This window comes from Verrucosispora sp. ts21 (assembly GCF_002879555.1).
Taxonomy (GTDB): domain Bacteria; phylum Actinomycetota; class Actinomycetes; order Mycobacteriales; family Micromonosporaceae; genus Micromonospora; species Micromonospora gifhornensis.
The window spans coordinates 1-24199 of the sequence record NZ_PNOZ01000027.1; the positions used below are offsets into that span (position 1 = coordinate 1).

Sequence of the window (24199 nt, forward strand, 5' to 3'; positions counted from 1 at the left end):
GTGGGGCGGCGGCGGGTCAGGTGGGTGATGAGGGTGGCCAGGAGGATGGCTTCGGTGGTGAGGATGACTACCGCCCAGGTGGGGGTGAGCCAGTTGGCGAGGGTGGCGTACCAGTAGCGGATCAGGAAGGTCAGGACGGTGCCGGCCAGCAGGACGGAGGTCAGGCCGTACAGGGTGAAGGCCACCCGGTCGCGGGGTCGGTAGCCGGCGACCGCTCGCGGGCCCTGGCGCAGCAGGCGGCCGTAGAAGCGGTACGAGTCGGCGCGCAGGTCGGCGAGGTTCAGGGCGTGACTGAGCATGTGGTAGCCGTCCAGGCGCAGGAACGGCACCAGGTTGATCGCGGCGGTGGCGGTGCCGAACAGCAGCATCGTGCCGGCCAGGTCGTACAGCACCCCGGGTGATCCCCAGAGGCGTACCGCGGCGAACGGCACCAGCGCCAGCATGCTGACGAAGACACCGGCGAACGCGGTGGCCACCCGTCGGCGTGGGGTGAACAGCACCACGTCGTCGACCTTGCAGTACGGGGCGATCATCGGCAGCCGCCACATCACCCCGATCTCGGTGACCCGTCCACCGAAGTGTCGGCAGGTCAGACCGTGCGCGCACTCGTGCAGGAAGACGATCAGCCAGGTGACCGCCACCGCGACCACGATCGCCAGCAGCGGACGGCCACCGACCCCGCCGGCCAACTCCGGCAGGTGCCACACCACGTAGCCGGCGACGGCCAGCGCCACCGCCAGCGCCGGCACCACGAACCACCAGCTGAACACCGGCCCCAGCCAGGGCAGCACCCGGTCGAACAGCCGCTGCGGATCGAACAGCGGCAGCCGACCCGACAACAGGCCGCGTTTCGCCTTCGCCGCGCCCCCGCCCGCTGTGGCGGCGAGCGCGGCGAGGGCGTCCGGGTCCGTCGCGCCGTGCAGCAGTTGCCGCTTGTGCAGCATGCCGAACAACTGCTGCCAGTTCTCCGGCCCGAGCCGACGCTGATAGGCGGTGGCGTACTCCTCGGCCAGGTCGTCGAGGCTGCGGGTGCCGTCCATCCGCGACATCAGGAAGTGCTCGCGTGGCCCCACCCGGTAGTACCAGCCGGTTTCCGGGTCCTTGACGTGGTGCACGAGCTTGCCGTCGCGCCACATCCCCGGGCCGAGCACGATCCCGGTCCGCAGCCGGGGCCGGGCCCAGGTGGCGGCCTGGCCGGCCTCGACGGTGGTCATCGGGATCCGGCCGGCGCCGGCTCGTCGAGCAGTGCGGTCCGCATCAGGTACGACAGGTAGATCTCGTCGAGGATGCTCACGCCGAGCCGGTTGTTGGTCATGTGCAGGTACGAGCTGAGCACGATCGGTACGACCGCGTCGAGATCCTCGACCACCCGTGGCTCGGCATCGCCACGCTGGAAGACGAGTTTGCCCTGCCCGGCCAGGGCGACCACCCGGTCCCGCAGTTCCCGGCAGTGCACCGCCCAGCGACCCTCGACCCCGGTAGCCTGAGCGGACGCGGGGCCCCGTGCCGCCGTCCGGATGGCGGCCAACCGATCGCGCAGCGCGGCGTCCATCCGCCGATAGCTGGTATCGAAGCTGGCGTGGTACTCGTCGCTCGGTTCGGAGTACGAGACCTCCCAGAAACGGCGGTACTCGTCGAGGAACTCGGCGATGCGCCGGTCGTCGTCGAGGAACACCGCGCACAGCATCATGCCCAACTGCGCCGACAGGCCCAGCAGCACCGGCCGTACGTGCACGTTCGTGGTGGCCAGCAGGTCCAGCACCACGTCACTGGAGTGCTCGAAGTGCCACTCGGCCAACTCGATGCCCGCCGGGCCGCCGTAGCGGCCGTACTCCCGCTCGTACGGGATGTGGTGGTAGCTGTTGTTGGCCCGCATCGGCATGGTGCCGTCCGCGCCGTACTCGGCGTCCCAGCGTTGCTGGCCGTACTCGGCCAGGAACATCTGCTTGTACAGGTCGCCGAGGCCGTCGCTGTCGACCTCGTACAGGGCGGGTCGGCGGCGCAGGAAGGCAGCGATCGCCTCGTCCACCCGGGTGCGTACCAGATGCGGGTCCACGCCCGGTGCGGGCAGCACCCGCAACCGGATGTGCGGGCCCTCCATCCAGTACTTGATGAAGAAGTACCTGCTGATCAGCCCTTCCTCGCGCAACTCGTCGACAAGCGGTCGTACGCCCTCCACCAGCATCGGGTTGGCGTTGCTGGCGTAGAACACGTGGACGCTGAGCCAGCCGTGGTCCACCGGCGACGGATAGTCAGTCACGGTCCACTCCCCCTCGGACACCGTTGAGTTCAACTGTCAGTTCGGTCACGTACGACCCGGACGGCGTGCGTACCATCTGCTCGTCACGGTCCGGCAGCATCTCCACGAGCACCAGCCGGCTGCCTGCCGACCGGCTCATCGCGTCCAGCAGTTGCAGGCACAGGTAACTGTCGAAGTCGACGTAGAGCGGCTTGTGCTCCGGCCGACCACCCGCCGCCGCCGCACCACCACCGCCGGCCGCACCACCACCGCCGGCCGCGCCACCACCGGCGGGCGCCTCGCCGTCGGCGGCCGGGGCGGGGGCCAGGCGGGTGCCCTCCGGGGTGGCGAACACCCGACGCGGCAGGCCGTTCTCGCGCCGCCACCGCTGCCAGGCCAGGAACCAGTCGGCGTCGTCGACCTGCGGGGTACGCGCCGGCGGCAGGTGGTCGGGGTGCAGCTTCCACATCCGCCGTTGCAGCACCAGGTCGCCGTGCACGATGCGGGGGTAGCCGATCATGCCCCGGTCGGGCAACGGCACGTCGGTGCCGGCCCACAGATCCGGCTGGGCCATCCCGAGATGCGCGAAGTTGAGCAGCACCTGCTGCACCTCGGGCAGCGCCATCGGCAGCAGGAAGCCCAGGTAGACCGGGATGACCTCGGCGTCGAGCCGGCGGGAACGCAGCAGCAGCCGATCGGTGAGCGGATCGTGTTCGACGCTGAGGTCGTCCATGTGGATCTGCTCGGCCTCCGGCCGGAAGCTGATCTCGCCCGGGCAGACCAGCTCGTACGGGGTGACCGCCGGGTGCAGGTTGAGGTTCGTGGCGTCGTACCCGCCGCGCAGTTCGGCGAGCACCGCACCGGCCGGCTGCAACCGGGCCAGCTCGGTGCGCAGCGCCCCGGCCAGGTCCTCGGCGGCGGACAGGTGGGCGAAGCGGGAGAAGAGCAGCGTCATGCCGGAGTAGACCCGGTTGACCACCACCCGCTGCCGGTCGCCCTGGTCGGCGAGTTGGAGGAAGAAGGACCGTGGGTCGAGGGTGCCGAGGGTCTGCGGCACCATCGCGGCCACCTCGGTCATGAACGCCTCGTCGAGCACCATCTCCTCGGCGTCGGCCGGCAGGTCGGCGTACGCCTCGTTGACCCGCCGGGCCACCTCGATGCGCGCGTCGTCCAGGGCGGTGATCTCGTCCTGCCGGAACCAGTTCTCCTGCCGGACGTAGTTGTTGTCCGCGTCGAACGCCCGGCGGCGCATCGCCCGCCCGGTGTAGTGCTCGAAGAAGTCCTGCTGGAACTCGTGGGCGAAGCTGAGCAGGTCGTCGCAGCGCCCCCCGACGCCGTAGCGGGCCTTGAAGAAACCCTTGGTGACCACTCGACGGGGCAGATTGACGTCGAAGACCGGCATGATCTGCGCGAGCGCCCGCAACCCGGGCAGCACCGTACGCTCCCACTGGTCCCGGTCGGCGGTGACCGGCGCGTCGGTGCGCAGCGTGGCGTCCTCGTACACCAGGGTCCGGGGAGCGGGCACGTCGGCGCGGCCGAGGTCGGTGTGCGCGGCGAGCAACTCCTGACGGATCTGGGCCAGCGCGGCACGCCGACCGTCGATGTCGGCGCCCGGATACCCGGTGGCCAGCCGGTTGACGGCGGCGACCCGCTCGGCGAGCCGGTCGGCCCACGGGCGGTCGACGGCGCGCAGCGCCAGCCGGTAGCCCTCCGCCGGGTCGTCGGCGTGGATGTCCAGTTGCAGGTTCGGTACCACCAGCAGACCGACCCGCAGCAGGTGGTGCAGGTACTGCTCGACCTCGTCGGCGGGACGGCCGGCGGCGGTCAGCTCGGCGGCCAGGTCGGACAGCCGCCGCACCCGACCGCCGTCGAGCGCGGTCAGGATGTCGTGCAGGACCTGCCCGGTGGGCAGCACGAACAGCGACTCGTGGATCGACTCCAGGGTGATCGCCGCGTCGCCGTCCTCCGAGCTGGTCCGGCGTCGCCGCAGGTAGCGCAGCCGACCGCGCTCGATGCGCCAGCCGGTGGTGACGGTGACCGGCAGGTCGGCGCGCAGCGTCTCGTCGGCCAGCACGATCGCCGACAGTCGGCCCAGGACGGCGAGGTTGAGTCGCGCCACCGCCGCCTTGGCCGCGTCGGCGGCGGGGCGTACGTCGAGCAGCCGGCCGCCGCCGTGGCGGAAGGTGCCGACGTTGACCGTGGTCAGCCGGCTGAACGGGCTGGTCTTGCAGGCGGTCCGCAGCGCGTACTCCAGCAGCGACCGCTCCACCCGGCGGGTCCGTTTGCCGGGCCGGGCCGCTGCGGCGAGGTATCCGGGCAGGTACTGGTCGAGTGACGGGGAGGCGAGCAGGATCCCGCCGCGCAGGTCGGGGTCGTCGGCGAGGTCCCGCAGCACGGCGCGCCGCTCGGTCAACTCCTCGGCCAGCACCGACGCGCCGTCGGTGAGACGGCCCTGGTACGCGGCGAACGTCTCCAGCCAGTCGGTCAGCGCCCGGTGGTCGGCAGCGTCGAGCACGTCGGCCCAGGCAGCCGGGTCGTCCGGACGAGGCCGGCGCAGGTTGTACACGTCACGGCGCAACCGGATCAGCCGCTGCCGCAGGCCGTCGTCGTGCAGGTGGCGGGCCACCGCCGCCTGCAGCGCGTCGGCCAGCTCCTGGCCGGTCTGCCGCAGCCGGGTCTCCAGGTCCACGACCTGTCGGGCCCAGGCGGCGCTGCGGTCGAAGGCGAGCCGGTCGGCGACCTCCAGCGGCATCCCGCCGGTGCGCAGCATGAACACCTCGGGCATCCGCCAGCACATCTCGGCGGCGGCCGGTGGGGCGGGCAGGGCCACCGTCACTGTTGTCTCCTTCGTCGGCAGGTCGGTGCGGGTCGGGGGCGTCACAGCCGGTACTCCACGGTGGCCACGGCGTCCGAGTTGCGACCGAGCAGCAGGAACAGCACGGTCCGTTCGTCGGTGTCGGACAGACCCAGCGCCTCGTCCATGGCGACGTTGTCGAAGCCGAGCACCGCGCCGCAGCCGACCCGCTGGGCGGTCGTGGCGCAGTAGACCCGCTGGGCCACCGCGCCGATCTCGGCGTTGAGGATCCGATAACCCCGGGGACCGTACGCGTCGAGCACGGCGTCGAGCCGTCCGGAGATGGCCAGCACCGCGCCGACCTGCCCCATCGTGTAGTTGGTGAGGAAGTAGTGCTGTTGCAGGAACGCCGACATCCCGACCGCGGGTTCCGGCGCGGCGGGCAGCAGCGCGTGTCGCCGGGGGCAGTAGGCGTAGCCGCCGGCAGGCAGGCCGTCGAGGTGGTTGGCGAAGACCCAGAGCCGGGTCAGGGCCGGCGCGTCGGCGGGCAGGCCGGCGTCGGCCGGGTGGGGTCGCCCGGCGGCGGCGAAGGCGAGCGTGGTGCCGAGCTCGGCGACGGTCAGCTCGGGTGGCCGCCGGAACCGGCCGAAGCTGCTGGACCGGGTGGCCAGCACCGTCGACAGCGGACGGTCGAGCAGGTCGAGTCGGGGTTCGGGCAACGCGACCGGTTCGCCGGACAGGGGCCGGGGTGCGGCGTCGACGACGGCGGCCGGGTCGACGGTGGCCGGAGGGTGGGCCGCCGCGCGGTGCACCTCGGTCACGGCCGGGAACTGTCGCACCCGCTTCGAGCGCTCGTGGGCGGCGTAGTGGATCTGCACGGGTGGCGTGACCCCGCCGTCCCCGACCCGGGTGGGTACGGCGGGGTCACGGGTTCCGGCCGCCTCGGCGCTCCACTGCAGCGGCACGACCGCGAACACGCTCTGCTGGTCGCTGTCGAAGCCGAGCAGCCGGTCCATCGGCGCCGGGTCGAAGCAGAGCAGCCGGCGCAGCGGTACGCCCAGCGCGGAGGCCAGCAGTTCCCAGGAGCCGAGCAGGGCGCCGAGGTCCTGGGTGACCACGTGGTAGCAGAAGCTGTTGTACTTGAAGGAGTTCTTCCAGAACCGCAGGCTCGCCACCAGGAAGCTGTCGGCGTCCTCGGGACCGGCCAGCCCGGCCCGGATGCTGCCGCCGGCGTCGCCGACGAGCAGCCGCTGGAGCATGTGCCGGCCGGTGTCGTAGTGATAGACGCCGGGCAGCACCGGCGCGGACGCCCCGGCCACCAGGTACACCTCCACCGGGTACATGCCGCCGCCGGAAGCGGTGCCCCGCCCCCACACGGCATGTTCGAAGTGCGCCCGTTTGGCGACGTCCTGGTTCCAGTTGACCGTCATCCGACGGTCGAGCACCCCGTACGACAGCCGGAGCAGGGTCGCCAGCCGCGCCATCGACCAGCCAGCCGAGGCCGACGGCGCCTGGGTGAACACGTCCCGCAGGGTGGCCAGGTCGGGCAGGCGCGTCGGCAGCGGCACCTGGGGCGCGCCCGGGTACGCGGTGTGGCGGGAGGGCTGGTCGACCCAGTCCACCTCGAAGTTGAGGGGTTCCATCGGAACCCGGGCCCGGCGGAAGACCGCCTCGGTGTAGTCCCGCACGATGTCGCGGGCCGGAAGCTGCATGCCGGTGCTCCTACGGGAAGGGGTGCGGGTTCAGGTTGCGACCGGTGGCACCGAGCTGGTCCGGTCCGTGCGTGCCCCGGGCCAGGTGCCGTTCCAGCCGATCGCTGTAGAGCACTCGCTGCCGCTGCCAGCCGAAGTCGATCGGCACCAGGGCGGGAGCGACCACCGCCACCGTGTGCACCCCGGCGATCTCCTGCTCCGGGCAGGTCTGGTCGACCGCGACAACGTCGCCGCCCAGCCCGGCGATCAGGCCACCCAGGTGCTGCGTGTCGGCCCACAGGTCGTCGTGGGTGGGCCGGGTGGCCAGCCAGTCGCTGTACAGGTCGGTCATCGACCGCAGCGGCGGGTTGTCGAAGAGGAACCGGGCGTGGCCGGTCATCTCCGGCAGGCCGTACAGCAGCGCGTGGTGACTGAGTTCGGTGACCTTCGTGTAGTCGCGGGTCATCTCCCGCAGCTCCGGTTCGCTCGCGGCCACCCGCTCGTCGAACCCGGGCACGTACGATGCGGTTTCGCAGACCGCCGCGCGGACCGCGTCGTCGGGGTCGAGGCTGGCCCCGGCGGCGAAGCAGAGCTGCCCGAGTCCGTCGCCACGTTTGACGGCGACCGCAGTGACCACCGGAACGGGCAGGTCGGCGCGAGTGTCGAACAGACGCATGTCGTATCCGAGCAGGTTCACCCGGTCGATCATGAAGTGCACCCGCTCGTCGCGGCAGGTGGCCGGGTCGATCTCGGCCATCCGGGCGGAGCCGTACCAGGCGAGCAGGAAGGCGTCCCGCTCGACGAGTTCGAGCATGCCGTGCAGCAGCGCCTCCTCCAGGCAGCTGCCGCTGGCGCAGCCGTTGGAACACTCCTGGACGAACTTGCGCTGGTCGGTACGGCGGTCCAGGTAGTAGACCAGCTGCTCGGGGACGAGTCGGGGCGCGCGGTCCCGCAACGAGTAGCCCCAGACCCAGTGCATCGGCTCGGTCGGCGAGTAGGGCGAGTAGTAGAGCCCGTGACCGTGGTAGAACGCCGGGTGGTAGCCCAGGCCGGCCGGGTCGAGGGCGTGCGGGGCAAGGTTGGCGTAGCTGTCGAAGACGGTCGTCGCCTTGGCGCGGGGGAACTGGCCGGCGTAGCGTTCCAGCCCTTCCAGCAGGGCGTACGTCTCGCTGCTGCCGTAGCTGTTGGCGTGCCCGCTCCACCACATCTCGTGCAGGTCGTAGCGGCTACGCACCCGGAAGTAGCCGGTCACCGGCGCGGTCGCGGTGGCGTTGTACGCGCGCAACGCGTTGCCGCCCAGCGCGCCGACGAGCGGATTGGCCAGCGCCGCCACCGGCAGGTCCAGCTCACCGGCCGACCGGAGTCGATACGACTCCGGGTCCGGTTTGGGGCGACTGGTCAGCGGCATGACCGCCGCTTCGGCGGTGTCCGGTCGGGGCCGGGCGCAGGCCGGGCATTCGGAGTCGACCATCACCGTCACGCTCGTCGTTTCCAGGGTGTCCATCCGCAGCTGCCACAATCGACCCACGCCCGGCCGGTCGGCCGACGCGGCGGCGGCGGTGAGCAGCAGCTGCCACAACGCGTCGACGGCGAACGGAGTCAGGTGCGGCAGCGCGGCCACGGTGCCGACCCGGGCGTCGTGCTCCAGGGCATGCCGTTCCTCGCGTACCCGGATGGCCTGCCAGCGGCGCTGCACGCACAGCGGGCAGGGCCCGGCGCGCTCTCCCTGCGTCGGCGGTGACCAGCGTTGACCGACGAGCGCGGTGACGCCGTGCAACCAGATCGGCAGGACGTCGCCCTCGGTCACCGTCTCCGCTGTGTCACGGTTGGCGTCGGTGAGTCCCAGCGCGGCGATGCGGACAGTCACTCCGTCCAGCGGGGTCGGACCCGGCGGGGGTGGCCGATCCTGGCGGCGTTCGTGGAGCACCTCACCGAGCTGCTTGAGGCTGCTGTCCCATCCGGTGGAGGTGGTCCGGACATCGACGATCATGCGTTCACCTGTCTGCGGTCGTACGGCGGGGGCGGAGGACCGGTGCCCCGCCGACGTGGATCGCCGGCGGGGACGGTGGCGGCTGGGGTTTATCCGCCGCCGCATCCGGTGCTGGTGCTGGTGCTGCAGCAGCTGGACGTGCTGCAACTGCAACAGCTCGAGCAGGAGCAGCTGGAGCTGGACCAGTCCATGACCATGGCGTCGATCGCGTCAACGTCCTCGATCTCGAACGTCTCGGTCTCGAGCGCGCGCAGTTCCTCAGTGAGCTCCGGCATCTGGGTACACCTCCCCTCTGGTGCTTGCGGGTCACACCGACCGCCGGGCGTACGCGGAACGCACGGCGACAGGTGACCTAACTTGTGCTGCTGCAACTCGACGAGGTGCAGCTGCAACAACTGGACGTGCTGCAACTGGAGCAACTCGACGTGCTGGTGCTGCTGCTGCAGATGTCCATCAGGTCGGCGGACAGATCCGCGATGTCCTCGACCTCGAATGTCTCGGTCTGCAGGTCGCGCAGTTCGCTGCGGACCGAGTCGGCAAGCGAAGCGGATGTCGGGGGTTGTGTCGGCACGGACGTCTCCTTGAGCCGCGATCGGCGCCAGTGGTCCTGGTCGGGGACGCACCACCACGGTGGATCCAGCGGAGGCACGCAGGGTACTCGCCGGCTCACGCCGGCGGCGGTGGAGCGTTGTGTTGCGATCCCCTCGAGGACGGGAAGGTCATCGGCGTCGGGGGTAAACCCGTTCACCCGGTCAGCCGCAGCTGGAGGTGCTGGTGCTGGTGCTGCAACAGCTGGACGTGCTGCAACTGCAGCAGCTGGAGCAGGAGCAGCTGGAGCTGGTCGCTGCGAGCATCTCCTCGCCGTCGGCGACCTCCTCGATCTCGAAGGTCTCGGTCTCCAGTTCGCGCAGTTCGTCGTGCAGGGTGATCGGCATGTTTCCACCTCCTCTCACGGTGTGTGCCTCGCCGGGACCACGTGTCGTGGTGGTTTCAGGCGGCCGTACGGCCGTGGTGGCGCAGCAGGACCACACCGCTGCGGAACGCTCCGCTGGCGTGGATGTCGCGGGTGGTGGTCTCCACCAGCAGTGCGCTCATCGATCGCTGGGCCAGTGCCGCCAGCACGGCGGCGCGGTCGGTGGCGGCCGGGATGGTGGTGGGGTCGAGCGCGGCAACGTCGGCGACGAGTGTGGCCGGCTCGAAGTCCCGTAGTACCGGGTCGCCGAGGTCGGCGTCGGTCCCTTCGAAGTGCCGTACCTGAATGTGGCCGACCGCGTCTCGTACGGCGGCGAGCCGGGTGGCGACCGGGTCGAAGCCACCGGCCAGTGCCCAGTACCTGTGGTCGGTGCCGGGCAGTTCGGTGACGGCGAGCACGGCGTGGGCGGGCGCGGCGTCCGGCAGTGCCACGACCGTCAGCCGGCAACCGAACCGGTGCGCCGCCTTGACCACGAAGGCGGTGTCGTCGTCGCCGGTCAGTTCCTCGTGGCTGATCGGGCGTGGGACGGACCAGCCCCGCATCGCGCTGATCAGCGCGTGGTAGGCGAGGGCGTCGGCCAGTCCCCGGTCGATCACCTCCTCGAGGCTGGCCGCGACGGCCGCACCGGCCGTCGTCGGCTCGGCCCAACCCTCGCCGTGGTGCCCGCCGAGCGGCAGTGCCAGCGCGGCGGGCACCCAGACCTCGTCGGATCCGCCGAGCACCCGGGCGGGTAGCCACCGTCGCCGCGCGTCGTCCGGCGCCGCGCCGGCCGCGGTGTCCAGCTCCGTCCATGGCACCGGGTCGGCGCCGCGCTCCCGCAGCTCAGCGGCGCAGGTGATGAGCGCTCCGGACGGATCGGCGTACCGGCTGGTGTGGTCACGGATCGCGGTACGGTAGGCGGTCAGCCGAGCGCCCATCACAGTGTGGACGTCGAAGGCGGTCACCTCGCGCGGGGCGTCCGGGCCGGGTAGGCGCAGCCGGGCCGTCTTCAGCGGTGCCTGTTCCAGCGGATCGTCGACGAACCGGGTGAAGACGCCGGCGTTCGGTGCCACCAGCACCTCGGCCCGCTGGTACGTCGTCTCGTCGTCGATGTCGGCGGGCGCCTCGGGGGTAGGCACCTCGACGTGCCGGCAGACCGGGCACGCCGGGTGGGGCAGCACCCGTTCCCGGGCGGACTCCAGCGTGGTCGAGTCGAGCAGCAGCACCCCGGTGGCGGTGTCCGCCGCGAGCGCACCGGTGAGTACCCGGAACAGTTCGAACGCGGCGGCGTTGCCCACCATCTGTCCGGTCACCTCGGGCAGCGCCGCCGGTGCGCCGACCGCGACGGCGAGTTGACGCCAGAACCGTGCCGACGTCGCCGGGTCGGCTGCGGCGGTGAGCCGAAGCTGGGCGCAGAGCCAACAGGGAGTCTGTCCGGACGCCACGATCGGCCCGATGGCCGTGCGTTGGGCGTCCCAGTGCACCGGTACCAGCAGCGGGCCGTCGCGGTGGCAGGTGCGGGCGAGGTCGGCCAGACGGGACAACCCGTCCGGACCGGTGCAGTAGATCACCGCGTCCGCGGCGGCGACCGTCAGCGCCCCGGAATGCACGGCCGCCTCGGCCGTGATCCCGTCGGCACGCAGCTCGGCCAGGTCGTCGCGGAGCGCCTCGACGTACCCGTGGGGATCGTCCTCGGGGTACAGGTCCAGGGTTACGCAGCCGTTGCGCAGCAGACCGCGGGCGGCCGCGAGCAGCGGTGCGCCACTACCACCCAGCGTCACCTGGGCCTGGTGGAAGCGCAGGAATCGGCCGGTGGGGTCGTCGGCGAAGTGGTCGACGAACTCGACCTGCGCGGCGAACCGCCGGGCCAGCGGCGCGGGCAGGTCCGTGCGGTCCCCCGCGTCCTTGGCGAAGCCCCGGGCGACCAACGCTCGGACCAGGGTGAGCACGGTCTGCCGCTGCCCCGGGTCGAGGGTGTCGGTGAGCTGCGCGAGAGTGTGTTCGCCGGTGAGGTACGGACTCAGCGACGTCAACCAGCGGAAGGCCGTCTTACCCTTGATCAGGAAGGCGGTGTCCGGTCCGCGCAGGTACGCGCCGGCCGGGGCGTCGAGGAAGACCACGTCGTGCCGCAGCTTCGGCCGCATTGCCAGCGTCTTCCCGGCGTCCGGCGACTCGCTCATCCACCGCTCCCATGCATCGACTTCGACCATCCAAAAGTGACTATATGCTGCCCATGATCTACTCGCCCGTCAACAAACTCTTTCGAAAAACGTAATGCACAAGGCAAATACCCGGCCGTGAGCTGCGGCCGAGAAAAAACGTGCGTTCAGCGCGCCGAAGGATCTTCCGTGCGTCGATGGACTCCGCTACCCTGTGGTGCGTCCGCGACTGCGGAGCGCAGGTCACGGGTGTCGAACTCCATCCAACCTGGATGCCGGACCGCGCGCCTTTCCGATGCCCGCCCCCGCCGGATGCCCCCACTCAACTAAGCGAAGGAAAGATAATTGGCGATGTGCAAGCAACCCTGCGTGGCGGCACAGGAAATCGTCCCACCAGATTTGACCCTTCGAGGAAATCGACGCAACCGGTCCTCATTGCCCGATTTTCCGGTTACGGCGTCCCGTTGATGGGTGCTCGTTTCGCCGCCGAACTGCATGAGGTCAGCAAGCGCTATCCCGGTGGGGTCACCGCGGTCGACGGGCTCAGCCTGCGGGTCCGCGAGGGTGAGGTGCTCGGCTTCCTCGGGCCCAACGGCGCCGGCAAGACGACCACGATGCGGATGCTGGTCGGGCTCGTGCGCCCGAGCGCCGGACGCATCCGCGTGCTGGGGCAACCACCCGGACGGCAACTCGCCCGCATCGGGGCCCTGATCGAGTCACCCACCTTCTACCCGCACCTGACCGGGCGGGACAACCTGCGCCTGGCCGCCCGGTACGCGGGCGTATCCGACGCCGCCGTCGACCGGGTGCTCGACCAGGTCGGCCTGAGCGCCCGGGCCGGCTCACCGTTTCGCACCTACTCACTGGGCATGAAGCAACGGCTCGGAGTGGCCGCCGCGCTGCTCAAGGACCCGAGCCTGCTGATCCTCGACGAGCCGACCAACGGCCTCGACCCGGCCGGCGTGGCGGAGATGCGGGAGCTGCTGCGCTCGCTCGGCCAGCACGGGCAGACGGTGCTGCTCTCCAGCCACGTGCTCGCCGAGGTCGAGCAGGTCTGCGACCGGATCGCGGTCATCGACCGGGGCCGGCTGGTCGCCGAGGGTACGCCGGACGAGCTGCGGGGCGCGCTGGGCACCGGCGTCCTGCTGATCGACGCCGACCCGATCGACACGGCGATCACCTGCCTGCGCGCCGACGACCGGGTCCGGGCGGTGGACCAGGTCGACGGGATGTTGCGGGTCAGCACCGATCCCGCCCTGGCCGCCGCGCTCAACCGCCGACTCGTCACCGCCGGTGTCGACGTCCGTGAGCTGCGGGCGCTGCGTCACTCGCTGGAGGAGGCGTTCCTGGAACTGACCGCGCCGGCCGCAGCCACGCCCGAGCAGGCCGAACAGGCAGCAGTGACGACGGGAGCCAACCGATGATCGCCTCGGTACGCGCCGCCTGGTTCGCCGACCGTCGCCGTCCCGCAGTGTGGACAGTCAGCGGTACCTGGACCCTGCTCGCCCTCGCGTTCGGCATCGGCATCCCGTACCTGGTGCACCTGTCGCTGGCCGGCGACCCGGAGCAGGCCGAGGCCGCCGAAACCCTGCTGGGCACCGTCCTGCCCGGCCAGCTGGTCACCACCGGCATCGGGCTGTTCCCGCTCTTCGGCGGGGCCATCGTGGTCATCCTCGGTGCCCTGGTCGTCGGCAACGAGTACCGCTGGGGCACGTTCAACCTGATCTTCACGCAGCGTCCCCGGCGGGAGCAGGTCCTGGCCGGTCACGCCGTCGTCCTGTGTGGTCTGACGCTGCTGGTCGCCGTGGTCACCTTCGCCGCGATGGCGCTTGTCACCGGGGTGCTGGCGATGGTGGAGGGGCGCAGCGCGGACTGGCCGCCGATCACGGACCTGGCCGGGGCGGTGGCCGCCGCCTGGCTGATCTGCACCGCGCACGCCAGCGTCGGCTGGTTCCTCGCGATCGTCTTCCGCAGCACCGCCACCGCGATCGCGATCGGTCTGGTCTGGACCCTGGTCCTGGAGAACGCGATAAGTGGACTGGCCCTGGTGCTGAGCCCGCTGGAGGTGCTGCAGAAGCTGCTGCTGGCACCGAGTTCCGGCGCGCTCGCCGGGGCGCTGGGGGCCCGGTCGCAGTTCGACGGCGGTACCCCCGGCGTGCTGGAATCGTCGAGTGCGGTGCTGCCGGCCGCGGTCCTGCTCGGATACACCGTGCTGATGTTCGGGCTCGGCAGTTGGCTGGCGGCGCGTCGCGACGTCAGCTGACCCGCCGGAAACGGAGGAACAGATGGAGTTCCTGCTCGCGTTCGCGTTGACCGGCCTGCTCGCCACCAGCGGCTGGATCGCCTACGCCGGGGTGCGCGGTTGGTCCCGGTTGCGGGACCGTCGACACGAGGTACGGCTGGCCCGCGCCCAGGCCGCCGCGGAGATCCGCCAGGCCGAGCTGCGTCAGGCCGAACTGGCCAACGAGACCTACCAGGACTTCGTCCGCCGCCATCCGCAGCGGTGACAACGGTGGCGACCCCGCCCGGGGTCGCCACCGTTTCTTCTCACGCGCGTCCGGACAGGTCCGGTCGCTCCTCGGCCACGGCCACCACCTCGGCGTCGACCACCACCTCGGTCACCGCCACCGCCTCGGCGTCGGCCGGCACCTCGGTCGCGGCCGGCGCCGCTGGCGACTCGTCGGGCACCGGCAGGCCGAGCCGCCGTACCGCCTCGTCGACAAGCGCCTCGCTTGTCGACCGCAGGTCGATGACGATGCCCGGCTCGTCCGGCCAGAGTGGTTCGAGTGTCGCGGTCTGCGAGTTGAGCAGGCTGGGCGGCATGTACTCGTGGGTACGCACCGACATCCGTTCCCGGATCACCTCGGTCGGGCCATGAAGGTGCACGAAGAACACCCCCGGCGGCCCCTGCCGCAGCAGGTCCCGGTAGGAGCGCTTGAGCGCCGAGCAGGTCAGCACGGTGGAGACGCCCTCCCGGTGCCGGGCGGTCATCCAATCGGCCAGGGCCTGCAACCACGGCCAGCGGTCGTCGTCGTCCAGCGGTATCCCGGCCCGCATCCGCGCCACATTGGCCTCGGAGTGGAACTCGTCGGCCTCGGCGAAGGCCAAACCGGTCCGCGCGGCGATCCCCCGGGCCACAGTGGTCTTGCCCGCGCCGGAGACCCCCATCACCACGATGTGCCGGGTCGACGGCTCACCAGTCATGGACCGTGCCGTCCTTGAGCCGGTTGAACGGCAGGTACGCGGGCTGGTAAGGGAACCGGGCGGCGGCCTCCTCGTCCAACTCGACCCCGATACCGGGCTGCTCCCCCGGGTGCAGGTAACCGTCGGTGAAGGTGAACGACTGACGGAACACCTCGTTGGTCAGCGGACCGTGGCGCATGTACTCCTGGATGCCGAAGTTGTGGATGGCCAGGTCCAGGTGCAGTGCCGCGGCCATGCCCACCGGGGAGATGTCGGTCGGGCCGTGGATGCCGGACTTGATCTGGTACTGGGCGGCGAAGTCGAGCAGCTTGCGCATGGCGGTGATGCCGCCGGTGTGGGTGACCGCCGACCGCACGTAGTCGATCAGCTGTTCGCGGATCAGGGTCTGGTAGTCCCACACCGTGTTGAACACCTCGCCGATGGCCAGCGGCGTGGTGGTGTGTTGGCGGACCAGCCGCAGCGCCTCCTGGTTCTCCGCCGGGGTGCAGTCCTCCAGCCAGAACAGGTCGTACGGCTCCAGAGCCTTGCCGAGCTTGGCGGCCTGGATCGGGGTCATCCGGTGGTGGCCGTCGTGCAGCAGCGGCAGCTCCGGGCCGAACTCGGCCCGCACCGCCTCGAAGACACCGGGCAGGTGCCGCAGGTAGGCGCGGGTGTCCCAGTCCTCCTCGGCGGGCAGCGGGGTGCGCTGGGCCGGCTCGTAGTCGTAGCGCTTGCCGCCGGTGCTGGGCTGGGCGGCCACCCCGTACACGGCGTTGATGCCGGGCACCGAAGTCTGCACCCGGATCGAGCGGTAGCCCTGCTCCAGGTGCGCACGGATGGAGTCGAACAGCTCCGGCAGGTCCCGGCCGGAGGCGTGGCCGTACGCCATGATGCCGTTGCGCGACGCACCGCCCAGCAGCTGGTAGAGCGGCATGCCGGCGGCCTTGGCCTTGATGTCCCACAGCGCGACGTCCACCGCGGCGATGGCGGCCATGGTGACCGGGCCACGCCGCCAGTACGCCGAGCGGTAGAGGAACTGCCAGGCGTCCTCGATGCGGTGCGCGTCACGCCCGATGAGCAGCGGCACCACGTGGTCGCGCAGGTACGAGGCGACGGAGAGTTCCCGGCCGTTGAGCGTGCCGTCACCCAGGCCGGTGATGCCGTCCGCTGTGGTGATCTTCAGTGTGACGAAGTTGCGGTCAGGGCTGGAAACGATGACGTCGGCAGCGACGATCTTCACGAGGGGTGCCTTTCTCGCAGTGTCAGCGGAGGGTGGTGCCGGCGGCGTTGCCGGTCAGCAGGGAAAGCTCGTCACGGCGGGGCAGACCCTCCCAGTCGCCGTGTGCGGTGACCGCGAAGGCGCCGAGCGCCACCGCGCGCCGCAGCCGGTCGCGCAGGTCCAGTCCGTCGAGGTGGCCGGAGAGGTAGCCGGCGGTGAACGCGTCGCCGGCGCCGACGGTGTCCACCGCGGTGACCGGCACCGCGGCGAGGTGCTGCGCGCCGTCGCGGGTGTACGCGCGGGCCCCGTCGGCGCCGAGCTTGACCAGCACGGTCTGCACGCCCCGGCCCAGCAGTTCGGCGACGACGCCGGCCTCGTCGGTGCCGGGTTCGGCGACCAGGTCCAGTTCGTCGACGGAGGCGATGACGATCGACGCGTACCCGGCCAGTGGGGTCAGCACGGCGCGGGCGGCCTCCCGGGACCAGAGCCGGGCCCGGTAGTTGACGTCCAGGGACACGGTGATGCCGGCGGCGGCCGCCTGCCGGGCCGCGAACACCGTCGCCTCCCGGGCGCTGTCGGACACCGCCGGGGTGATGCCGCTCAGGTGCAGCACCCGGGCACCGGCGGCGAGCGGTCCGGCGACGTCGTCGCAGGTCAGCGCGGAGCCGGCCGAGCCGGTGCGCTGGTACTGCACCCGGCTCAGGTCGGCGGTGCGCCGTTCCAGGAACATCAGGCCGGCGGGCCGGTCGGGGTCGCGGCGTACGCCGTCGGTGCCCACCCCCTCGGCCCGCAGTTGGCGCAGCACGAACTCGCCGAGTTCGTCGTCGCTGACCCGGCCCACCCAGGCGGCCCGGTGGCCGAGTCGGGCCAGCCCGATCGCCACGTTCGTCTCCGCGCCGGCCAGGTGCATGGTCAGCGGACCGCCGAGCGCCAGCGGGCCGGACGAGCGCAGCGACACCAGCGCCTCGCCGAGGGTGAGCGCTTCCACGGGCGCGGTCACCGTGGCCCCGCTTCGCGGACCGCCGCCCGGTACGCGCGGGCCCGTTCCCGCAGCGCGTCGAGGTCGCCGCCGGAGGCGGCGTCGCCCACCAGCGGGCCGCCGACGCCGACCGCGATCGCGCCGACCGCCAGGTAGCCCGGCAACTCGGCCAGACCCACCCCGCCGACGGCGACGAACGGGATGTCCGGGAACGGGTCGCGCACCGCCTTCAGGTACGCCGTGCCGCCCACCGACGCCGGGAAGAGCTTGACCACGCTGGCACCCCACCGGACGGCGGTGTACGCCTCGGTCGGGGTGAGCGCGCCGGCGGCGACCGGCAGTCCCCGACGGACCGCTTCGGGGATCGAGTCGACCACGGCCGGCGTCACCACGAACTGGGCGCCGGCCGCCGCCACGTCGGCCACGGCCGCCGGGGTGAGCACCGTGCCGGCACCGACCAGGGTGCCGGCGGGCGCGTCCGCCCGGATCGCCGCGATGGCGTCGAGCGCGCCCGGGGTGGTCAGCGCCACCTCGATGATCGACACTCCCTCGGCCAGCAGGGCGGTGCCGGTGGCGATCGCGGCGGCGGTGTCGGTGCCTCGGATGATCGCCAGCAGCCGCTGCGCGGTGAGTTCGGCGGTGAGCAGGTCGGTCATGGTCACCACTCCGCGTACGAACCGTCGACGTGTCGGAACATCGGGCTACGCCAGGCGTGACCCCGCTTGTCCGCCGCGCGTACCGCCTGCTCGTCGATCTCGATGCCCAGCCCCGGTGCGGTGAGGCGCTGGACGTACCCGTCGACGAAGGTCAGCGGCTGCTGGTCGACACAGTAGTCGAGCACCTCGGCACCGAGGTTGTAGTGGATGCCGATGCTCTGCTCCTGGATCAGGTAGTTCGGCGTGGCGAAACCGACCTGCAGGCAGGCGGCCAGGGCGATCGGCCCGAGCGGGCAGTGCGGGGCCAGCTGCACGTCGAACGTCTCGGCCAGCGCGGCGATCTTGCGTACCTCGGTGATGCCGCCGGCGTGCGACAGGTCCGGCTGGGCCACCGCGATGCCGGCCTGCAGCACCGGCAGGAACTCCTGCCGGTTGTAGAGCCGTTCCCCGGTGGAGACCGGGGTGGTGGTGGAGCGGACGAACTCCCCGATGAGGTGGGAGTTCTCCGGCACCACCGGCTCCTCCAGGAAGAACGGCCGGTACGGCTCCAGCAGCGGCGCGACCCGGCGGGCGTTGGCGAGGGTGAACCGGCCGTGGAAGTCCACGGCCACGTCCCGGTGCTCGCCGAGCACCTCGCGGGCGGCGGCGACCCGCTTGACCACCTCGTCGAGTTCGGCGACGGTGGCCAGCGGGCTCATCCGCCCGGAGGCGTTCATCTTCACGGCGGTCAGTCCCGCCTCCACGCGCGCGGCGATCTGGTCGCGCACCTCGCTGGGCTCGTCACCGCCGACCCAGCCGTAGACCCGGATCCGGTCCCGGACGGGTCCGCCGAGCAGCTGGTGCACGGGGGCGCCGTACCGCTTGCCGGCGATGTCCCACAGCGCCTGGTCCAGGCCGGCGACGGCGCTGGCCAGGATCGGGCCGCCCCGGTAGAAGGAGCCCTTGGTCATCACCTGCCAGTGGTCCTCGATGCGCAGCGCGTCCTGGCCGATCAGCAGTTCGCTGAGCTGTTCGACGGCGGTGCGTACGGTCTCCGAGCGGCCCTCGCAGGTCGCCTCGCCCCAGCCGACGATGCCGTCGGTGGTCTCCACCCGGACGAACAGCCAGCGGGGTGCGACCAGGAACGTCTCGACGCGGGAGATGGTGGTCATGGTGCTCAGCCCTTCGTCGCGCCTGCGGTGAGTCCGGAGACGATGTACTTCTGCACGAACAGCGCAATGATCATGATGGGCAGGGTGACCACTGTGGTCGCCGCCATCAGGCCGCCCCAGTCGATGCTCGCGTAGCCGACGAAGTCGAAGATCGCCACCGGCAGGGTCTTCGTGTCCGCGCCGGAGAGCACCAGGGCGAACATGAAGTTGTTCCACGAGAAGATGAAGGACAGGATGCCGGCGGTCGCGATGCCCGGCACCGACAACGGCAGGGTGACCCGACGGAACGCCCCGATCGGGGTCAGACCGTCGACCTGCGCCGCCTCCTCCAACTCGTCCGGCAGACCGTCGAAGAAGCCCATCATGATGTAGACGATCAACGGCAGCGAGACGAACATGTGGCTCAGGATCAGCACGCTGAACCCGCCGACCATGCGCAGGTTCGAGAAGACGTAGTACCAGGGCACCAGCAGCGAGACACCGGGGATGACCCGGGCCATCAGCACCACCAGCGCCGACTTGCGCATGTTGAACCGGCTCATCGAGTACGCGGCCGGCACGCCGAGCAGCAGCGACAGCACGGTCGCCGCGAAGGCCACCCAGAGGCTGTTGCCGATGAACTGGAGGTAGTTGGCCTGCTGCAGGACGGTGCCGTAGTTGTCAAGCGTGGGCGAGAAGATCAGGGCCTTGCTGGTGTCGTAGATGTCGACGTTTGTCTTGAAGGAGGCGGCCACCATCCAGACCAGCGGCGCCACCAGCGACAGCACGACGACGACCAGGGCCACCGTGCGGAAGATCCGGAATCCGAGACTCGTCTTCATCGGGCGGCCTCCTTCTTCTTGCGAGAGGTGAGGAGCCACATCACGCCGATGATGATCAGGAAGAACAGGATCAGCACCGTCGAGGAGAGGCCGTACTCGTTGTAGTCGAAGCTCAGGCCGTAGGCGTACACGTTGAGCGTCTCCACCTCGTTGAAGGAACCGCCGCCTCGCCCCTTGGTCGCGTAGAGGATGTCGAAGGTCTTCAGCGCGTCGATGCCGCGCAGCAGCACCGCGACGATCACGGTGGGCATCAGCAGCGGCAGGGTGACGTGCCGGAAGCGCTGCCAGGTGCTCGCGCCGTCGATCATCGCCGCTTCCTGCGGCTCGTCGGAGAGCGAGGTCAGACCGGCCAGCAGGATCAGCACCACCATCGGGGTCCACTGCCAGATGTCGATGAAGATCGTGGTGGGCAGCGCGCTGTTCTGCCCGGCCAGCCACGGCTGCGGGCCGATGCCGACCCAGCTGAGGATCTGGTTGGCCATACCGATGTTGGGGTCGAAGATGAGCCGCCACATCATGCCGACGGCCACCGGGGTGGCGACCAGCGGCAGCAGGATCGCGACCCGGACCCACTTCTCGCCCTTGAACGGACGCCACAGCAGCAGGGCGATCGCCATGCCGAGGACTACCTCGAAGAACAGCGCGGCACCGGTGAACGCGGCGGTCCGGCCCACGGCGGGCCAGAACCGGTCGGTGTCGGTGAGCACGTCCAGGTAGTTGCGCAGGCCGATGAACTCCGACTCGGCCCGAACCGACCCCGAGGAGTCGGTGAAGCTGAGGTAGATGGTCCAGCCCAGCGGGAAGATGATCAGCGCGGCGACGAAGGCCATGGCCGGGGCCGCGAAGAGCCACTTGCGATGGTCGTTGGCCCAACGCGCCCAGCCGGGCGTGTCAGGCATGACTCCGGCGCTGCGTGGCGTCCGGCTGGGTGCGGTTACAGCTGGCATCAGATCTCCGTGATGGGGAGGCCGGACGGGGGTGGCGGGGCTGTGCGCCCCACCACCCCCGTGCCCGGACTTAGCGGGCCTCGTCGTCCAGGAACTTCTGGAAGGCCTGGTTGGCGGCCTCGGCGGAGGCGGCGGCGTCCTTACCGGTGATGGCGTCGACGATCGGCTGACCGACGATCTCGCGGGCCTGCGCGACCCGCTCGACCACGGGCCGGTCGTGACCGACACCGTTGGCCAGGCTCACGGTGATCGCGTCGGCCATGTCCTTCGGGTAGGTGGCGATGCCCTCGGGGTTCTCCCACACGGAGGTGCGGGCGCCCGGCACGCCGGACTTCTGCTGCTCCAGGGTCTGCGCCTTACCGGCAGCCCACTCGATGAACTTCCAGGAGTTGTCCTGGTTCTTCGAGGCCTCGTTGACGGCCAGCGCCCAGGAGGGGACGTTGTACGGCTTCGAGCCGGCCGGGCCGGCCGGGAACGGCGCGAACCCGACGGTGTCGGAGACCTTCGACTTGGCCGGGTCGGTGGCGTTCTTGTAGAGCGAGTTCGCCTCGGTGTAGAAGGCGGCCTGGCCCTGGGTGAAGATCGCCATCGCCTCCGACCAGCTCATGTCGGTGCTGATGTTGGCCGGGCCGTGCTCACGCAGCAGACCGCCGTAGTACGCGTACGCCTGCTTGGCGGCGTCGGAGCTGACCGCGGACTTGCCCGCCTCGTCGACGAAGTCGCCGCCGAAGCTGAACAGGAAGCTGGAGAACTGGGTGACCGCGGCGGCCTTGCCGGTACGCGAGACGAAGCCGGCCACACCCGGGTTGTCCGCCTGGATCTTCGCGGCCTGGGCCTTGAGCTCGTCCAGGGTCTGCGGCGGGGCGCTGAAGCCGGACTTCTCCAGCAGGTCCTTGCGGTAGTAGAGCACCTGCTGCTCGGTGATGATCGGCACGCCGACCACCTTGTCCTCGTAGGTGGTGGTGCTCAGCGGCGCCGCCTGGATGTCGGCGAGGTCGAAGTCGCTGCTGCCCTTGGCCTTGTCGGTGAGGTCGGCGAGGTACTTGTTCTTGGCGAACAGCCGGCCTTCCTGCAGCGGGCGGTACATCATCACGTCGATGTCGCTGGAGCCGGCGTTCAGCTTGACGTTGTACTGGTCCGACAGCTGGTCCTCACCGAGCTGGGTGACCTCGACCTTGATGCCGGTCTCCCGCTCGAACTCCGGCAACGCCTTCCGGATGTTCTCGGTCCAGACATGGTTGACCAGGGTGACCCGCACGGTGTCGGAGGAACCGCTGTCGTCACCGCCACCGCAGGCGGACAACGTCAAGGCGGACACCATCGCCAGAGATATCCCGATTTTTGACCGACGTCCCACGTCCGTCTCTCCTTCTGTGTTGGTCGCGACCCCGGGGGGACGGGCACGACAACGGGTTTTTACATCCGCTTAACGTCCGGATGCTAGGCCGAAAAAGCAGACTTATACAAGGGGTACCTCGTACTGATATGATCCGTGACGTGATTGTGCCCTCACCGGGGGTTGCACCCGCACAGGCCGCCCCTGCCGAGGCCGGGCTGCACGGACGCGTCCTCGACCACCTCGGCACCGCCATCTGCGGCGGTGAGCTGGCGGCCGGCGCCGTGCTCAACATCGATGAACTGGTCGACCGCTACGCGGTGTCCCGCTCGGTGATCCGAGAGGTGCTGCGGGTGCTCGCGTCGATGGGGTTCATCGAGACGCGCCGCCGGGTCGGCGTCATGATCCGCTCAGCCGATCATTGGAACGTCTTCGATCCCCAGGTGATCCGCTGGCGGCTGGCCTCGGCCGGACGCATCGCCCAGATCCGCTCGATCACCGAGCTGCGTACCGCCATCGAGCCGCACGCCGCGTGGCTGGCCGCCCAGCGCGTCGACCACGACGACGCGAGCGAGCTGGTGGGGCTCGCCGCGAAGATGTGGGCCGCCGGCAAGGCCGGCGACGAGGAGCGCTTCCTGCGCCTGGACATCGAGTTCCATCAGCGGGTGCTGCGCGCCTCCGGCAACGAGATGTTCGTCAAGCTCCAGGACCTGGTCGCCGAGGTGCTCATCGGCCGGCATCACTACCACCTGATGCCGCACTACCCGCACGAGCAGGCCCTGCAACTGCACGCCGAGGTCGCCCAGGGGATCCAACGACACGACGGCGACAGCGCCCGCCGCGCCATGGTGCAGATCATGGAGCACGCGTTCGAGGAGATGTCGTCGATCTGGGAGCAGACGCTGCACGACCCGCACCTGGCCTGAACCAGGTCACTGCGGTCGGATCAGCCATTCCCAGGCCCGACGCAGGCCCAGCCGCACCGGGTCGTCGGACTCCTCCACCTGCTCGGCCGGCATGTCCGTACCCGGCTCGTGCAACTGCCCGGCCGGCACCGACAGCACCACACCCCGCTCGTGGAGTTCACCGATCTGCTCGCGGTAGGCGAAGCGGTGGGCATGGTGATCCCGGGTGGGTTCGATGATCACGCCGTGGAAGATGTCCTGCGGCTCGTCGGCGACGACATGCTCGACGACCCCGACGAACGCGCCGTCGGGGGCGTAGACCGGGACACCGGTGCCGAGGGCGAGGTAGGAGACCTTTGCACCGAGATCCGTCACTGTCACGCTCCTTCGGTACGCGTCGGCGACCGCCCGTCAGGTGAGAGGGCTGCCATACCCGCTGCCGCCCTGCGCACACGTCCACCGGGACCGCGCCGGACACCGAGCGGGCATACGATGCCGCGCATGGCGTTACTGCACCGGGCGGAGATCCGCCCCACCAAGCTCGAACTGTTGACCGCCTGGCTGCCCAGCCGTGGCTGGTACCAGGGGGACGCCGCAGCCGAGGTGGTGCGGGTGGCCGCGTACCGGTTCGACGACCCGGCCGGCGAGGTCGGCATCGAGACCCTGCTGGTACGCGCCGGGGCCGGCCCGGTGCACCAGGTGCCGCTCACCTACCGTGGTGCGCCGCTGCCGTCCGCCGACGCCTGGCTGATCGGCACCACGGAGCACTCGGTGCTGGGCACCCGCTGGGTCTACGACGCCTGCGCCGATCCGGTGTACGCCGCCGCGCTGGCCGACGCCGTCCTCGCCGGCACCGGGCAGGCCGAGGAGTACTTCGAGGTCGACGGCCACCGTGAGGTGCGCGCGCCGAACATGGAGATCACCAGCGACTCGGGCCGCATCGATGTGCCGACCGTCGGCGCGGTACGCCGGGTGGTGGACGGCACCCTGACCGTGATCGTCACCGACACGGTGGAGTTGACCCTCCTCCGCCGCCCCGACGCGACCGCCGGCGGCCCACCGGCCGGCGTGGGCGCTGCCACGCTGACCGGCGCCTGGGACGATGTCACCATGCCCCTGGCGTACGCCTCGGTGCGCTGACGCCCTCGTCCCTGGCGTCTTTCGGCGCGATGGTGCC

At 70.8% G+C, this 24199-nt stretch carries 23 protein-coding genes; 5 read left to right on the forward strand and 18 right to left on the reverse strand.

Annotation, left to right across the window (positions count from 1 at the left end; translation table 11 throughout):
- The 9 genes from C1A38_RS13940 to C1A38_RS13980 form a co-directional block, all read right to left on the reverse strand.
- On the reverse strand, positions 1 to 1214 hold a 1214-nt coding region (locus C1A38_RS13940; protein WP_102658256.1), incomplete at its 3' end, for a M50 family metallopeptidase.
- Complete coding sequence (locus tag C1A38_RS13945; RefSeq protein WP_233196814.1) at positions 1211 to 2260, reverse strand: thiopeptide-type bacteriocin biosynthesis protein; 1050 nt, start codon at positions 2258 to 2260, stop codon at positions 1211 to 1213. The genes C1A38_RS13940 and C1A38_RS13945, both read right to left, overlap by 4 nt.
- Positions 2253 to 5120, reverse strand: coding sequence for a lantibiotic dehydratase (locus tag C1A38_RS13950; RefSeq protein ID WP_146017546.1), 2868 nt, complete (start codon positions 5118 to 5120; stop codon positions 2253 to 2255). The genes C1A38_RS13945 and C1A38_RS13950 overlap by 8 nt, the downstream gene beginning before the upstream one ends.
- Positions 5117 to 6745 (reverse strand): SagB family peptide dehydrogenase, encoded by a 1629-nt coding sequence (locus tag C1A38_RS13955; RefSeq protein WP_102658259.1) that lies wholly within the window; start codon positions 6743 to 6745, stop codon positions 5117 to 5119. Before C1A38_RS13955 ends, C1A38_RS13950 begins: the two co-directional genes overlap by 4 nt.
- A 10-nt stretch (positions 6746 to 6755) precedes the next feature.
- Positions 6756 to 8714, reverse strand: a complete 1959-nt coding sequence (locus tag C1A38_RS13960; RefSeq protein ID WP_158244896.1) for a TOMM precursor leader peptide-binding protein — start codon at positions 8712 to 8714, stop codon at positions 6756 to 6758.
- An 89-nt stretch (positions 8715 to 8803) separates the two neighbouring features.
- A complete protein-coding gene (locus C1A38_RS32405) occupies positions 8804 to 8989 on the reverse strand; it encodes a thiazolylpeptide-type bacteriocin (RefSeq protein ID WP_102658261.1) in 186 nt (61 codons plus the stop codon).
- Positions 8990 to 9066: 77 nt separating this feature from the next.
- Positions 9067 to 9285, reverse strand: coding sequence for a thiazolylpeptide-type bacteriocin (locus C1A38_RS13970; RefSeq protein WP_102658262.1), 219 nt, complete (start codon positions 9283 to 9285; stop codon positions 9067 to 9069).
- A 181-nt stretch (positions 9286 to 9466) separates the two neighbouring features.
- Complete coding sequence (locus C1A38_RS13975; protein ID WP_102658263.1) at positions 9467 to 9649, reverse strand: hypothetical protein; 183 nt, start codon at positions 9647 to 9649, stop codon at positions 9467 to 9469.
- 55 nt (positions 9650 to 9704) lie between these two features.
- Positions 9705 to 11846 (reverse strand): TOMM precursor leader peptide-binding protein, encoded by a 2142-nt coding sequence (locus tag C1A38_RS13980; protein WP_146017547.1) that lies wholly within the window; start codon positions 11844 to 11846, stop codon positions 9705 to 9707.
- Positions 11847 to 12292: 446 nt separating this feature from the next.
- Here C1A38_RS13980 and C1A38_RS13985 point away from each other — a divergent pair, with 446 nt between their 5' ends.
- Genes C1A38_RS13985 through C1A38_RS13995 form a run of 3 tightly spaced genes read left to right on the forward strand, consistent with a single transcriptional unit; the run spans position 12293 to position 14332 of the window.
- A complete protein-coding gene (locus tag C1A38_RS13985) occupies positions 12293 to 13249 on the forward strand; it encodes an ABC transporter ATP-binding protein (RefSeq protein ID WP_102658265.1) in 957 nt (318 codons plus the stop codon).
- The gene (locus C1A38_RS13990; protein WP_102658266.1) at positions 13246 to 14088 is read left to right on the forward strand and encodes a DUF2705 family protein; all 843 of its coding nucleotides are present in this window, start codon (positions 13246 to 13248) and stop codon (positions 14086 to 14088) included. The genes C1A38_RS13985 and C1A38_RS13990 overlap by 4 nt, the downstream gene beginning before the upstream one ends.
- Positions 14089 to 14110: 22 nt before the next feature.
- Positions 14111 to 14332, forward strand: coding sequence for a hypothetical protein (locus C1A38_RS13995; protein WP_102658267.1), 222 nt, complete (start codon positions 14111 to 14113; stop codon positions 14330 to 14332).
- Positions 14333 to 14372: 40 nt separating this feature from the next.
- On the opposite strand, the gene C1A38_RS14000 is transcribed toward C1A38_RS13995, so the two are convergent.
- The 8 genes from C1A38_RS14000 to C1A38_RS14035 form a co-directional block, all read right to left on the reverse strand.
- Positions 14373 to 15029 carry a gluconokinase gene (locus C1A38_RS14000; protein WP_102658268.1) on the reverse strand — a complete coding sequence of 219 codons (657 nt, stop codon included), beginning with the start codon at positions 15027 to 15029 and terminating at the stop codon, positions 14373 to 14375.
- Positions 15019 to 16248: a D-mannonate dehydratase ManD gene (gene manD, locus C1A38_RS14005; RefSeq protein WP_102658269.1), complete on the reverse strand. Its 1230-nt coding sequence runs from the start codon at positions 16246 to 16248 to the stop codon at positions 15019 to 15021. Before manD ends, C1A38_RS14000 begins: the two co-directional genes overlap by 11 nt.
- 22 nt (positions 16249 to 16270) lie before the next feature.
- A complete protein-coding gene (locus tag C1A38_RS14010) occupies positions 16271 to 17227 on the reverse strand; it encodes a sugar kinase (protein WP_102658270.1) in 957 nt (318 codons plus the stop codon).
- Positions 17224 to 17862, reverse strand: coding sequence for a bifunctional 4-hydroxy-2-oxoglutarate aldolase/2-dehydro-3-deoxy-phosphogluconate aldolase (locus C1A38_RS14015; protein WP_233196817.1), 639 nt, complete (start codon positions 17860 to 17862; stop codon positions 17224 to 17226). The genes C1A38_RS14010 and C1A38_RS14015 overlap by 4 nt, the downstream gene beginning before the upstream one ends.
- Positions 17863 to 17864: 2 nt before the next feature.
- Positions 17865 to 19013, reverse strand: a complete 1149-nt coding sequence (gene dgoD / locus C1A38_RS14020; RefSeq protein WP_102658272.1) for a galactonate dehydratase — start codon at positions 19011 to 19013, stop codon at positions 17865 to 17867.
- A gap of 5 nt (positions 19014 to 19018) precedes the next feature.
- Entirely contained in the window at positions 19019 to 19834 is an 816-nt protein-coding gene (locus C1A38_RS14025; protein ID WP_102658273.1) for a carbohydrate ABC transporter permease, read from the reverse strand.
- Positions 19831 to 20733 (reverse strand): carbohydrate ABC transporter permease, encoded by a 903-nt coding sequence (locus tag C1A38_RS14030; protein ID WP_199180204.1) that lies wholly within the window; start codon positions 20731 to 20733, stop codon positions 19831 to 19833. The genes C1A38_RS14025 and C1A38_RS14030 overlap by 4 nt, the downstream gene beginning before the upstream one ends.
- 118 nt (positions 20734 to 20851) lie before the next feature.
- Entirely contained in the window at positions 20852 to 22099 is a 1248-nt protein-coding gene (locus C1A38_RS14035; RefSeq protein WP_233196827.1) for an ABC transporter substrate-binding protein, read from the reverse strand.
- Between the two features lie 179 nt (positions 22100 to 22278).
- Between C1A38_RS14035 and C1A38_RS14040 the strand changes: the two genes are divergently transcribed.
- A complete protein-coding gene (locus tag C1A38_RS14040; protein ID WP_223165704.1) occupies positions 22279 to 23043 on the forward strand; it encodes a FadR/GntR family transcriptional regulator in 765 nt (254 codons plus the stop codon).
- Positions 23044 to 23049: 6 nt separating this feature from the next.
- Here C1A38_RS14040 and C1A38_RS14045 read toward each other — a convergent pair whose 3' ends face one another.
- The gene (locus C1A38_RS14045) at positions 23050 to 23397 is read right to left on the reverse strand and encodes a hypothetical protein (RefSeq protein WP_102658275.1); all 348 of its coding nucleotides are present in this window, start codon (positions 23395 to 23397) and stop codon (positions 23050 to 23052) included.
- A 126-nt stretch (positions 23398 to 23523) separates the two neighbouring features.
- On the opposite strand from C1A38_RS14045, the gene C1A38_RS14050 reads away from it, so the two are divergent.
- Positions 23524 to 24162 (forward strand): CG0192-related protein, encoded by a 639-nt coding sequence (locus C1A38_RS14050; protein WP_102658276.1) that lies wholly within the window; start codon positions 23524 to 23526, stop codon positions 24160 to 24162.
- Positions 24163 to 24199 lie beyond the last annotated feature (37 nt).

Excerpts from the sequence above, each read along its gene's own strand:
- C1A38_RS13955 (WP_102658259.1), bottom strand. The coding sequence starts at position 6,745 with ATGCAGCTTCCGGCCCGCGACATCGTGCGGGACTACACCGAGGCGGTC.
- C1A38_RS13960 (WP_158244896.1), bottom strand. The coding sequence starts at position 8,714 with ATGATCGTCGATGTCCGGACCACCTCCACCGGATGGGACAGCAGCCTC.
- C1A38_RS32405 (WP_102658261.1), bottom strand. The coding sequence starts at position 8,989 with ATGCCGGAGCTCACTGAGGAACTGCGCGCGCTCGAGACCGAGACGTTC.
- C1A38_RS13975 (WP_102658263.1), bottom strand. The coding sequence starts at position 9,649 with ATGCCGATCACCCTGCACGACGAACTGCGCGAACTGGAGACCGAGACC.
- C1A38_RS13980 (WP_146017547.1), bottom strand. The coding sequence starts at position 11,846 with ATGAGCGAGTCGCCGGACGCCGGGAAGACGCTGGCAATGCGGCCGAAG.
- C1A38_RS13985 (WP_102658265.1), top strand. The coding sequence starts at position 12,293 with ATGGGTGCTCGTTTCGCCGCCGAACTGCATGAGGTCAGCAAGCGCTAT.
- C1A38_RS13990 (WP_102658266.1), top strand. The coding sequence starts at position 13,246 with ATGATCGCCTCGGTACGCGCCGCCTGGTTCGCCGACCGTCGCCGTCCC.
- C1A38_RS13995 (WP_102658267.1), top strand. The coding sequence starts at position 14,111 with ATGGAGTTCCTGCTCGCGTTCGCGTTGACCGGCCTGCTCGCCACCAGC.
- C1A38_RS14000 (WP_102658268.1), bottom strand. The coding sequence starts at position 15,029 with ATGACTGGTGAGCCGTCGACCCGGCACATCGTGGTGATGGGGGTCTCC.
- C1A38_RS14015 (WP_233196817.1), bottom strand. The coding sequence starts at position 17,862 with ATGACCGACCTGCTCACCGCCGAACTCACCGCGCAGCGGCTGCTGGCG.
- dgoD (WP_102658272.1), bottom strand. The coding sequence starts at position 19,013 with ATGACCACCATCTCCCGCGTCGAGACGTTCCTGGTCGCACCCCGCTGG.
- C1A38_RS14025 (WP_102658273.1), bottom strand. The coding sequence starts at position 19,834 with ATGAAGACGAGTCTCGGATTCCGGATCTTCCGCACGGTGGCCCTGGTC.
- C1A38_RS14030 (WP_199180204.1), bottom strand. The coding sequence starts at position 20,733 with ATGCCTGACACGCCCGGCTGGGCGCGTTGGGCCAACGACCATCGCAAG.
- C1A38_RS14050 (WP_102658276.1), top strand. The coding sequence starts at position 23,524 with ATGGCGTTACTGCACCGGGCGGAGATCCGCCCCACCAAGCTCGAACTG.